This is a genomic window from Flavobacterium araucananum (genome assembly GCF_002222055.1).
Lineage (GTDB): Bacteria > Bacteroidota > Bacteroidia > Flavobacteriales > Flavobacteriaceae > Flavobacterium > Flavobacterium araucananum.
Genome location: NZ_MUGS01000002.1, coordinates 482,698 through 492,877 on the forward strand (window position 1 = coordinate 482,698; position 10,180 = coordinate 492,877).

4 protein-coding genes are annotated in these 10,180 nt (G+C 34.3%); 2 read left to right on the top strand and 2 right to left on the bottom strand.

Annotation, left to right across the window (positions count from 1 at the left end):
- Nucleotides 1-26: 26 nt before the first annotated feature.
- Nucleotides 27-3,863, bottom strand: coding sequence for a type IX secretion system sortase PorU (gene porU / locus B0A64_RS02365; protein ID WP_089477918.1), 3,837 nt, complete (start codon nucleotides 3,861-3,863; stop codon nucleotides 27-29).
- Nucleotides 3,864-4,076: 213 nt separating this feature from the next.
- Here porU and gldJ point away from each other — a divergent pair, with 213 nt between their 5' ends.
- Nucleotides 4,077-5,762 (top strand): gliding motility lipoprotein GldJ, encoded by a 1,686-nt coding sequence (gldJ, locus tag B0A64_RS02370; RefSeq protein WP_089477919.1) that lies wholly within the window; start codon nucleotides 4,077-4,079, stop codon nucleotides 5,760-5,762.
- A 117-nt stretch (nucleotides 5,763-5,879) separates the two neighbouring features.
- On the top strand, nucleotides 5,880-7,166 hold the full coding sequence (locus tag B0A64_RS02375; RefSeq protein WP_089477920.1) for a UDP-N-acetylmuramoyl-tripeptide--D-alanyl-D-alanine ligase: 1,287 nt from the start codon (nucleotides 5,880-5,882) through the stop codon (nucleotides 7,164-7,166).
- 36 nt (nucleotides 7,167-7,202) lie between these two features.
- Here the strand turns inward: B0A64_RS02375 and B0A64_RS02380 are convergent, their stop codons facing one another.
- Nucleotides 7,203-10,082, bottom strand: a complete 2,880-nt coding sequence (locus tag B0A64_RS02380) for a helix-turn-helix and ligand-binding sensor domain-containing protein (protein WP_089477921.1) — start codon at nucleotides 10,080-10,082, stop codon at nucleotides 7,203-7,205.
- Nucleotides 10,083-10,180: the final 98 nt, after the last annotated feature.

Sequence of the window (10,180 nt, forward strand, 5' to 3'; positions counted from 1 at the left end):
TATTTATGTTACAAATATATATATAATTATAATATGACAAGCTTTTCGTACTTTTCTGCTTTTTTATTTGTTAAATTAGATTTGACTGTAAGTTTATAGATATAAACTCCCTTGCCAATTCTATCTCCAAAATCATCTTTTCCGTCCCAGGTTATTTCTCTTGATAAAAAACCTTCGGTTGTAATGACCTGATTTTTTGTCCATACCACTTTTCCCGTAATGGTCATTACCTGAACCTGAACATCAAGTGGTTCGTATGGTCTGTTGTGTGAAAACCAAAACTGAGTGTACGTCGAAAATGGATTAGGGTAATTAAGAACGTGTGTTAATGTCAATGATTCATCTCCAACAACTATAAATTGTATTTCGCTCGTAACAGGATTGTTGTAAACATCCCACGCCGTAAAACTTATAGTATGCATTCCCGGTGCTAAATTTCTTAACGGAAATCGTAAATTTCCGTTCGTATAATCGTCTAATTTTGTTTGATAATAATCATTCAGAACATAAGGATTACTGACATCTCCATCTAAAATTGCAACAATATCATGCCCGATTCCGCTTGCTGTATTAATCCCGTTTTCATCTTCAAGAAACGCCAATAAAAAAGGCGATGCATTCGTAATTCCGCCAGATACAAAAGTTTCATCGTTCATATATAACTTAACTTTTGGATTTATATTGTCCTGAGGTGCATTTTCATTTATTCCGCCTATTTTTATGGTGGTATTGATACCCGTTTGGTTCTCTAAAACCTGATTTTTTTTCGAATAAAAACTAATTCTTCCGTAGTCTAACGGAACACGGATATCTCTGGGAACGACAAAGCTAAATTCGAATTGACCATTGGTTACAGAAGCGTTTCCTCTAAAGATTGTTTCGCCAAGAATTTTGAATGACATTGCAGGGCTATATCCATCATTATTTAAGGTTGTACTTGTAATTAATTTGTCGAAGATTGCGGTTGCCAGTTCGCCATTATAATTGCTTAAAAGAGTATTGTTCTCATCGGTAATTTCGCCTGTAATTTTAATTTTTGCCAAAGATTTAAAATCCGGAATTGGCTGAGAAATCACAATATCGTTTACTTTTGTTAAATTAATTCGTGGTTTTGGGATTGCAAGCATCAAAGCAGGGTCGCCAAGATAAAAAATAACATTGCTGGCAGAACTTGGGTTCTCGTTTTTAGAGATTCGAAGTGTTTCTGCAATAGTATTATATTGGTTTGATCCGTACGAAAATAAGTTTTTGCTCAGGTTGTCATTAAAATCTTCGGCATTATATTGTCCAATAGCTCGAATGGTTGTAAGCATAGAAATAGCGCCACCTTTTGGGTTCCAGAAAGTATATTCGCCGGCAGTTGGTCTGGTAGGATCGTCAAATCGTGAAAACTCGCAGGTAATTGTAATGAATAAAGGATATTTGAATTGATTGTTTAGATTTTGACCGTCAGATTTTTCCCAAATTCGTTCGCTTGCCAATCCATCTTCGCCGCCATGTCCTAAATAATTAAAGACCAGAGCGCCTTTTTCGAAAGCATTAAACAAATCAGTTCTTGCTTTGGGATATCTCGATCCTCCGGCAGAAGCTTCCTGAGTATAGGAATCTAAAAGTATTTTGTCGATATTAAAAAAAGGTTTTTGTGCTGAGATATTATCAGCAAGAGCGTTTTGACGTGATTGTAAGCTTGAATCATCTGCTCTGTCAGAATCATCACTAACCATAACAATATTATTTCGCCAGTTTCCGTATGATTTAGGGTCGTGATATTCTAAAACTTTATTGACCATTTCTGCCGCTTGCGCATTGTCTGACACTAACATTCTGCCAACCGCAATATCAATTCCTCCAAAGGGCGAAACGACAATTCCTTCGTTAGCATCCATTAATCCGTAAAAATCATCAGATGCAAACGAAGCTTCTCCTGTTGTGTTACTGATTACAGATTGATATATAGGTACAATATTATTATTGTTGGTAATTCGGTTTTTATAGTCAAACGAAGCGTCTCCGAATAAATTAAGATATTTTATCTTTTTATCGGTAGAGGAGGCGTTTCCGTAAATATAACGAATGCAATTTCTAATGGCGGCAACATCTTGTTTTCCTGATGAGAATTCCTGATAGATGTTTTCTAGCGCAATTACTTTTACATTCAAATTAGAGTACGTGCGATGAAAACTGGCTAGTTTTTCGGCTTGCGAAACTAATATCTTAGGCGTTACAATTACATAATCTATATCCTGAAAGCTGTTTTGAGTATTTTTAAAAAGGGTTCCTTTGAGGTTTTGGTTTGTGATTTTTGACTGACTTTCCTTTAAAGGGGTAAAATAATCGGCAGGGTCAACCGCAATATATTTTCTAATTTCGCCTAATGTAGCTTTGAAACTAAAAGTTGCCTGATTGTTATTTTCTATTTTTGATACATTATACAGGTCAGTAACGTCCCAAATTTGAGAAATAGCGGCAGCGTTTCCAATAGTATAATTTACAATTCCGCCTGTGGATCCTGCGAGGTCATATTGAAACTTGAATTGTTTGCCTGTTCCCAGAAGTTTTCTTTTTGCAATTAGATTGATATAGTCCAGATATCCTTTTGATCCCGGAACACCATTGTTATTATAGGTAAGTTTGATTTTTATATTTTCGGCTCCGGTAAAAGAACTGTTTGAGGGTAGTTTTTTGTCGTAAAACTTTTCATCGGAATTCTGTATTAGTGACTGAAAATTGATAGTACCAATATTTTGTCCATTGGCAGCAACCGTAAAAGAAGTAGGCGTATAGGCAGCAGATGCGGCGTTTAATTCTATTTTTACGGGTACTGATGTTTCAAGGTTTGCAAAGCTAAACTCAAATTCCTGCTCTTGAGTAATGTCAAAAGATTCTCCGAACCATTGTCGGCCCAAATGCGCAATGTTGGTTTTGTCGATTTCATGAAATTGATAGTCGTCAAAAGTATTGAGTTCCAGTGTACTGTTTCCTGTGGGCGGGTTAATGTTTGAAATTCGTTTTCCGTCGCTGCCTGTTACCGTAATATAATAGTAGGATTTTGTATCGTATAAATTAAGATTGGTCTGGCTTTCTGTATTCCAGTTTTCGATTCCTTCGCCATAAAAAAGAATATAATCTTCGTTGTTGAAAATGCCGTCGCTTTCTCCACTAATCTGGATAGCGTTCTCTGTTAAATCTTCCGGATAATAAGTGTTATTTGCCAGAGGCAGCATTTTTCCTCCGTTTCCATAAATTTTGATTCTTCTGGGGTCAACTTTTGAAGGATCGAAGCCTAAACTTTGCAAAAATGATTTGGAGATTTTATAAACACCCGATTTTTCAACATAAAATCGATACCAGTCTCCGGAAGCTAAAACCGAATTATAGACTGAATTGGATTTTTGATAGGAAGAGGAGGTGCTGTTTTTTGATGTTGAAACAGTTGTTGAGTACGAAAATGATTTTAATTTTTTAAAGCTGTTTCCTTCTCTTAATATAGGAGATAAGGATAAGAAAGTTTGTCTTTTGTCTCTCGAAAGAGTTGTTTTTAACGTTTCATTAAGTTTTTCGGGGATGTTTTCGAGCACTAAATCTCCTAAATCGGCAATTGAAATGTTTTCGTATGCAACGTTTGTAATTTGTACAGAATTGCTGTTCGAGTAGCCCGATTCGTTAAGGTTTAGCAGCAAGGTTATGCTTTTTTTAGTAGTATCGTACCTAAAACTACTTCCTGAAAAGAACGGAATTTTTATTTGTAAGTCGCCAAAAGCCATCTCTTTTTTATTTTGCCAATCTAGTGTTAAGCTCCCGTTTATCTGGGAAAATGAGATAAATGGGAGTAAAAAAAGATATAAGATTAGGGCTCGTTTCATTAGTGAATAAGTGAGATTTGTATTAAAAATATTTTAGTAAGTAAAAATATAGTATTTCATGTTATAGTAAATAATAAAAAGTATATTTTTGCGTTCGTAACTATAGGTTATTTTCTGGTAAAAAACAGCTAAATAAAATTATTAGAACAGATGTTGCTAATTAAATGTTAATTATTATATTGCAGCACCTAAATTTATCACCTAAGAATGAGTATGAAAGTAAACAAAATTGTAGTCTTGCAATTAATGATGTCAATGGTATTGATGTTGGGCACGGCTAGTTGTAGCAAAAAATCGAGTTCCAGTCATGCCTCTAAAGCCACTGGTTGGGATGTAGATAGTCAGAATGGAACTGCCGCTAGAAATGCAGGTAAAAAACAACAGGCTGGTCCTGGTTTAGTTTTTGTTGAAGGAGGTACATTTACTATGGGTAAAGTACAAGATGATGTTATGCACGATTGGAATAACACACCAACCCAACAACACGTTCAGTCATTCTATATGGATGAAACTGAAGTTACCAATGGTATGTACTTAGAGTACCTGGAGTGGTTAAAGAAAGTTTTTCCTCCAACCGAAGAAAATTACAAGAATATTTATGAAGGTGCATCTCCGGATACTTTAGTATGGAGAAATCGTTTAGGGTACAACGAAACGATGACTAATAACTATTTAAGACACCCATCTTATGCAAACTACCCAGTAGTAGGTGTAAACTGGATTCAGGCTGTTGAATTTGCTAAATGGAGAACTGACCGTGTGAACGAAGCAGTTTTAGAAAAAAACGGATATCTTCAAAAAGGAGCTAAAACTAACGATGTTACTGCAGATAATGCATTTAATACTGAAGGTTACTTAATGTCTCCTAGTACTTCAAGAGGTGGTAGCGAAGAAATTGTAATAAAGAAAAATCCTAACGGAAGAAGACCAAAAGCTGGAAAAGACGGTGTAGTTCCGGAAGAAAAAAATGTGTACGCACAACGTTCTTCAGGAGTTATCTTGCCAGAATACAGACTTCCTACAGAAGCGGAGTGGGAATATGCTGCTGCTGCTGATGTTGGACAAAGAGAATACAATATATATAAAGGACAAAAGAAATATCCTTGGTCTGGTGATTATACACGTTCATCAAAACGTAAAAACAAAGGAGATCAATTGGCTAACTTTAAACAAGGAAACGGTGATTACGGTGGAATTGCAGGTTGGTCTGATGATGGTGCAGATATTACAAATGCTGTAAAAAGTTATGCTGCCAATGATTTTGGATTATACGATATGGCTGGAAACGTAGCCGAATGGGTTGCCGATGTTTACAGACCTATAATCGATAATGAAGCAAATGATTTTAACTACTTTAGAGGAAATCAATACGCTAAAAACAAAATTGGTAAAGACGGTAAAGTTGAAATTGTTACTAAGGATAATATTCAATACAAAACTTTAAGTAACGGTAAAAAAGTTGCTACAAGTTTACCTGGAGAAATCGCTCAGGTTCCTGTTGATGAAAATGAAACTTACCTGAGACAAAATTTCAGTACAAGTGATAACATCAACTACAGAGATGGTGATAAACAATCTTCTAAATATTTTGACTTTGGAGATTCAGAGTCAGGATCAAAAGTAGATCAGTCAATGTACAACTCTCCTAAACATAATGTAACAACAGATAGTTTAGGTCAGATGGTTAGAAAATATGACAACTCTAGTAAACGTACAACGTTTATCGATGATAACGTAAGAGTTTACAAAGGTGGTTCCTGGAGAGACAGAGCATATTGGTTAGATCCTGCTCAAAGAAGATATTTCCCTCAGGATATGTCAACAGATTACATCGGATTTAGATGTGCTATGTCTAGAGTAGGTGCTAAAGCTGAAAAAAGAAAATCGCCTAGAAACTAAGTTTTTAGAAATTTCAATATAAAAAGTTCCAAATTCCAAAAGCTGAATATTTCAGTATGGAATTTGGAATTTTTTTATTGTTTTTTTTATATTTATGATTCAATAAAATTTTTATAAATGAGTATTCAGGACATTCATAACTTGTTTTTGCAATGTAAATCAGTTTCGATTGATACAAGAAAGATTGAAAAAGATTCTATGTTTTTTGCCATCAAAGGCGAAAATTTTGATGCTAATACCTTTGCTGCCCGGGCAGTAGAACTAGGTGCTTTGTTTGTTATTATAGACAATGCCGCTTATACTATTGGCGACAGGACTATTCTTGTCGAAAATAGTCTTGAAACGTTGCAGGAACTGGCAAAGTTTCATCGTGCCTATTTAAAATTACCAATAATAGCCCTTACAGGGAGCAACGGTAAAACGACTACCAAAGAGTTGATAAATGTTGTTATTGTTAAGAAATATAAAACGAAAGCAACTGTTGGTAATTTAAACAATCATATTGGCGTTCCGCTTACGCTGTTGTCTTTTACTAAGGAAACAGAAATTGGAATCGTTGAAATGGGAGCAAATCATAAAAAAGAAATCGAGTTTTTATGCGAAATTGCCCAACCTGATTATGGTTATATTACCAATTTTGGAAAAGCACATTTAGAAGGTTTTGGTGGTGTTCAGGGAGTAATTGAAGGTAAAAGTGAGATGTATCAATATCTGGCTAAAAAGGATAAACTCGCTTTTGTAAATCTCGAAGATCCAATACAAGTTGAGAGATCTGCCGGAATTAAAGCATTTACTTTTGGAGAAAATAATGATTCAGTCGATCTGAATATCAAAAGTGTAAAGGCAAATCCTTTTGTGGTAATAGAATATGATAATTTTAGTGTAGAGTCGCATTTAATAGGGCTTTACAATGCTAATAATATCAATGCAGCAGTTGCCATGGGACATTACTTTAAAGTAGCCGAAAAGGATATAAAAGAAGCAATTGAAAATTATGTTCCGGAAAACAACAGGTCTCAATTGTTAAGAATCGATTCTAATCAGATTATTCTCGACGCTTACAACGCCAACCCAAGTAGTATGGCTGTTGCCATTACTAATTTTCTTCAGTTAGAAAACAACAACAAAATAATGATTTTAGGCGATATGTTTGAGTTGGGAGATGAAAGCCCGCAAGAGCATAAATTGATTGTTGATTCTTTGTCTAATCAGGAAAAATCAATTTGTTACCTTATTGGTAAATCATTTTATGAAAACAAGGTAGAGAAAGATAATATTCATTTTTTTGAGACTTTTGATGCTTTTGCAACCTATCTTAAAACAATTCATTTTAATGAAAATACCATTTTGATAAAAGGCTCAAGAGGAATGGCTCTCGAGCGAACATTAGAATTTATAGCATAACATAAAGCCATCAGTTGCAACTGATGGCTTTTTTGTTTAAATACTCATCAGGAAACCTATCAGGTTTTCTTTCTTGTTAAGCCCTAGTTTTTTTCGCAGTCGATAGCGTGCCAGCTCAACACCACCGGTCGAAATGTTCATGATTTCGGCTATTTCTTTTGTCGACATATTCATTAATAAATAGGTTGACAAATCGAGCTCGCGGGGCGAAATAGTAGGGTATTTTTCTTTTAATCTTTTTAGAAACTCAAAATGCACATTCTTAATGTGTTTCTCAAGGTCTTTCCAGCTTTTGTCCGTATTTACCTCTTTTACAATGCTTTTATGCAGTTTGTTAAATTCGAATTTGGTCGAATCATCAAGGATATTAGTATCAATATCTTTTAGCTTGTAGATGATTCCGTTCAATATCTTGTTTTTCTTTACTACTTGTAGAGAGTTATTGACCAATTCCTTGTCTTTTGCCAGGATTTTTATCTGAAGTTTGTCACTTTTTAGTTTTTCGATTTCTTTTTCAAGTTCATGCTGCTCGTGTCTGATTTTTGATTCTTTTTCCAGGTACAGCCTTCTTTGTTCAATCGTTTCATAATACCTGTTTTTTCTAATTTTTGACTTAATTCTGGTCGATATGATGTAAACTCCTGTAATAAGAAGTATAAAATAAAACAGATAAGCCAGAAAATGCCTGTACCACGGCGGCGAAACTGTAAAGGTAATTTCGGAGATATCAGATTCTATACCGTAGCTGTTTTTTGCCTTAAGTTTCATTACATAAGTGCCTTCACGAAGGTTTGTATATTCTTTTATAGAAAGTGACGACCAGCTGCGCCAGTTTTCTTCAAATGGCTCCAGTTTGTAGGAGTAGGTTACTTTTTCCTGATTTTCGTAGGTAGGAGATGAAAATGTAAACTTAACGTGATTTGAGCTGTAAGGAACGGTATATATTTGTTGATTGCTATTGATGTTGCCTGTTAAAATGGTATCCCCCGGAAACGAAAAACTCTCGATGAAAACGGTAGGTTTTGTAATAAACGAATTTGAAATTTTAGAATCATAATGTGTCAATCCATCCGTTAAGCCTATAAAGATATTTTCGGGATCGATCGTGTTGACAGAAATATAGTTGTTGACCAAATTGCCCGAAAGATTAGAAAACGGAGCCTGTTTTTTTGAATAAGTTCCATTTTGATTCTTTGTTAAAACGCCCAAAGATTCATTAAAAGCATACCACAAACTTCCTTCAGAATCTTCTATAAGGGTATTAATAGGAGGGATTCCTTTAAAAAGGGCAGTGATTTTAAGATCTTCAAAAAAAGTGCCTTGTTCTCTGGAAAACCTGTAAAAATGATTTTTTGTCTGAAAATAAACTTTGTTATTTATGTTTTGCAAACTGCCAATTCCGGGGTATATAGAAGAAATGTTTTTGTGCTTTTTTATAGATACAAACTTTTTTAAATCTTCAGATAAAGTCATTTGGTATAAAAAAGGATCTTTTTTAAGCCATAAATAATTTTCATCGAGTTCTATCGAAAAGGTATTGGTTGTTTCATCAAATCCTGCTACCTGATGCGAATATTCAAATCCTGAAGCTGATTTTTTGAAAATAGTAAAACCATTATAACTTTCTCCTATAATATAGTTTTCATGATTAGGGATTTTCTTAAAACCAAAATACCCCTTTGTATCCATCTTGTTGGCTACTTTGTTTTGATCTATGACCAGAGCGCCACTATTGCTTGCACAAATAAGGATACCATTTAAAACCTGAATGTTCCAGGCTTGCGAGATAGTACCTTCTACTCTTATAAAAGGGCTGTCCTTAAAAGGATTGTTCCAGGAATGGTAAAACAATCCCTGATTTGTGGCAACATACAAGTTCCCTTTAAAAACTGTCGAAGCATACACAGTTCCTATATTATAACTGTAATCAAAATATGAAAAAGGGGCGTTTTCATTGATAAAAGTGATTCCGTTATCCAGACCAAGCCAAATATTGTTTTTATTATCTATAAATGATGTTAGGATCGTATTGTTTTGCAATCCTTTTTGACGATTAAGGTGTTGGATTATTTTACCGCTTAAATCGCAAATTATCACTCCGTCGAGAACTGAATTAAGAACAATGAATTTGCCTTTTATGATAGAACCACCAAGTGATGTATTTTTTTTGATAAAAGCATTGGCTTCCGTTTCCCAGGGTTGTACAGATTTGCCATCAGATATAAATAGCCCTTTTTCTAAAGTAGCGAGCAACAGTTTGTTATTTGGGAGCGGAAATACAGACCAGATTTCTTTATCATTAAATACAGTTGTGCCTTTTATGGGTTGTAGCTTTTTGTTTTTGTATTCAAGAATCCCTAATGATTTATCCTGAAAGTAAAGATGATTGTTTACTAAAAATGAAAATTGAAATTTTGTTGGGGCATTTATGAGTCTGAGCTTGTTATTTTTTAGAAAAAACACTTTAGTAAAGGACTGAAAAATTACCTCTCCGTTAAAGATGTGTATTCGCCAAATGAGATTGATGTTTTGTTTGTCTTTTTTATTTACCAGATCAGAAAGCGAATGGTATTTTAAATTGCCTTTAGGATCGTTTTGAAAATATCCGAATTCATTGTTTCCTCCTACAAAAATTTTGCCTGACGAGTCAATCTTTAAACTCCTTATTTCGGTTTGTGTAGGCAGGGAATATTTGTGCCAGCTTGAACCATCAAATTGTATCAGCCCATTATTATTGGCAAAGTACATATTGCCTTTTTTATCCTGATCAATACTCCAGTTTTGAGTTCCTCCGCCATAATCAGCCCTTTTGTAGTTCTTAATGCCGGGTAATCCTATATCCTTTACCTGAGCTAAAACAGATGTTTGTAAGAAAATAAATATAAATGATGTAAAAAATGTATTTATGAATTTCATAAAATTTATAATGTATTTTTATTAGAAATGTTTTATAAACGCTTTTAATTTTTAATTAATTATTTGCAATGTTGTGTTTTATTCGAATTATTTTGAAT

Coding starts and splice junctions, on each gene's coding strand:
- porU (WP_089477918.1), bottom strand. CDS start 3,863: ATGAAACGAGCCCTAATCTTATATCTTTTTTTACTCCCATTTATCTCA.
- gldJ (WP_089477919.1), top strand. CDS start 4,077: ATGAAAGTAAACAAAATTGTAGTCTTGCAATTAATGATGTCAATGGTA.
- B0A64_RS02375 (WP_089477920.1), top strand. CDS start 5,880: ATGAGTATTCAGGACATTCATAACTTGTTTTTGCAATGTAAATCAGTT.
- B0A64_RS02380 (WP_089477921.1), bottom strand. CDS start 10,082: ATGAAATTCATAAATACATTTTTTACATCATTTATATTTATTTTCTTA.